Origin of the sequence: Saccharomonospora saliphila YIM 90502, assembly GCF_000383795.1 — a bacterium.
In the GTDB taxonomy this organism is placed as follows: Bacteria; Actinomycetota; Actinomycetes; order Mycobacteriales; family Pseudonocardiaceae; genus Saccharomonospora; species Saccharomonospora saliphila.
In genome coordinates this window covers 67,684-70,080 of sequence record NZ_KB912704.1, presented here as the reverse complement: position 1 = coordinate 70,080, position 2,397 = coordinate 67,684, and the positions used below count along the sequence as shown (strand labels likewise).

The 2,397-nt window shown below is 72.4% G+C and carries 2 pseudogenes; both read right to left on the bottom strand.

The annotated features are described in order from the left end of the window. Positions 1 to 97 precede the first annotated feature (97 nt). Positions 98 to 571, bottom strand: a pseudogene (locus SACSA_RS26910) (ATP-binding protein); the annotation flags it as partial. Positions 572 to 1,111: 540 nt separating this feature from the next. After that, positions 1,112 to 2,397: pseudogene (locus SACSA_RS23425) on the bottom strand (patatin-like phospholipase family protein); the annotation flags it as partial.

The following is a 2,397-nucleotide window of genomic DNA, read 5'->3' as shown; positions in this document are numbered from 1 at the left end:
ACCTGAGGCTTGCCGATGTTCGCCTCGACCTTGAAAATCGGTCTTCATCCGGTTGACCAGCACCTCGAGGTGGAGCTCGCCCATGCCCTCGATGATCCCGGTCGACGAGCTCAGGGTCGGGGCCCGCGGCTTGGCCGGGCTCCGGTTCCGGGACCTGCGAGCGCCGCTCGTCACGGCGGGGGAGCCGGACCTGGGTGGCGCTGACGCCGTCGGGCAGCGGAACCTCGCACCACACGAGTTTGCCCCGGCCTTCGAGCGGCACGGCGCCGGTGCTGCGCCCGCGCACCTCGGGCGCGTCGTCGTGGACGCGGTCGAGCTGGTCGTCCTCGACCTCGACCACCAGGCAGTCGCCCGAAAGGCGAAGCCGCACGGTGACGAAGCCGGGGTCTTTCTGGTCGGTCGTCTCGACGACGGCGTTGACGAGCGTGCGCGCCGCGTCGGCCGCCTCGTCGAACAGACTCCGCAAGGACCATTCGGTGAGGGAGAACCGGACGAAGAGGTCGGCGCAGTTGACGGCGCTGGGCAGCGCGACGAGCCGGAGGTCGTCGACCTGACTGGTCCTGGCGTTCACTGAAGGTCCCTCCACGGCGGTGTCCCATCAGCTGCGAGCTGTGTCGGCGAAAGCCGTATCCTGCCAAGCTTCGCCTGCGACGTCGATAGCAGGGTCCTGCTTATCATGTCACGTCCCGCGACGGAGCGGGGACCGCCCGTGGACCGCCCCCCCGGCCCGCGAGTTGCCCCCCACGGCCCGCGAGTTGCCTCTTACGGCCCGCGAGTTGCCCCCCACGGCCCGCGAGTTGCCCCCCACGGCCCGCGAGTTGCCCCTTACGGTCGGCGAGTTGCCCCGCATGGTCGGAGGTCATCCCCGTTTCCGGGCCCGAACGACGTGCGCTGTGCCCACATCAGGCTCTTCGTCGTCTCACGGCTCCGCCAGGTCGCACCTGTGGTGCTCGACAGCCGCGGAATCTTGCCGGCCGAGTCATGGAGGGAGGGGCGACTCGCGGTTCCCGGAAGGGCAACTCGCCGACCAGGAAGGGCAACTCGCGGACCGGGAGGGGCAACTCGCCGACCAGGAGGGGCAACTCGCGGACCGGGCGGGGCAACTCGCGGGTCAGGGGTGGTCGTCGGCGGAGGTGGCGGTGCGGTTCCGGAGGACGCGGCGGGCCTCGGCGCCGACGTGGCGGCCGAGTTCGGTGTAAGCGGAGAACTGGCCGTGGTCGAACCACTGGTCGCCCGTGCTGTCGTACGGGAACTCCGGATGGTGGGCCGCGTACGACTGGAGCGAGTACGGCAGGTCCGGCCACAACACGGCACGCCCGACCACCAGACGCCCCGTGACGTGGCCCGGCAGGCCGCTCTCCCGCGGGTAGTACACGGTGCCGGTGACGACCGGGGTGTGCGCCAGGCGCGGGGCCAGCGGACTGCCGGGCGCGTCGGACTCCCCGCTTCCCGGGTCCACCCGCCACGGGTCGTCGAGCACGACACGCACGCCCAGCTCCTGCCAGGCCAGCTCCAACGCCTCGGCCAGCGTGCGCGCGGTCGGCGGGGTGTCGTTGCTGGCGTCGACGCAGTAGATCAGCGTGCAACGGCGGCGCAGCAGCTCGACGAGGCCGAGGTTGTCGTAGTGGCCGCCGTCGCTGACGTGGACGAGACGCTCGTGGTGCGGGTGCGAGCCGAACACCTCGCGCACGAGGTAACCCAGTCTGCGCGCGCGGGGCAGCCACGGGTAGGCCCAGTCGCCCGCCCGGGCGGCTTCGTGTGCCCTGCGCAGGAACGCGGGGTTCGGCAGCCACGAGCCCAGCCGCGCGCCCGAGACGGCCAGCAACACCTGGAACCAGCGGCTGGAACGGCCCATGGAGGAGGCGAAGGCCGCGCCGCTGAACGCGACCGCGCCCTGCACGGTGAGGTCGTGCCGGAGTCGGTCCGGCGCGATGCGTTCGAGGTCGTCGGTGCGGACCCAGCCGACGTCGGGCCCGCCGGTCCACCGTGCGCTCATGGTGTAGGACACCGCGCCGAGCCCGGGCGGGGTCCGGTGCTCGCCCTTGAGGTTGGCCGCCGCCGCGAAGATGACCTCGGGGAACGGAACCCCCTCGGCGGTGGTGCCGTACGCGGACAGGGTGGTGTGCTCGGCGGGGTCGTACGGCACGGCCACCACCTGGTCGTCGTCGTGCCTGCGCACCGCCCGCACGGCGAACGCGCGCGCCAGCCGCTCCCGGTAGAACGGGTGCAGGCTCAGCGACGTCACGTCGAACACGCCGCCGAGCACCACCACCACGGCCAGCACGCCGGCCCCACCGGCCAGCGCGGCCGGGGTTCCCCGCGTGGTGGCGGCGGCTCCGAACAGCAGCAGCCACAGCAGGGCGAGCAGGCCGGTGGTGCCGACCACGAGCAGTCGCT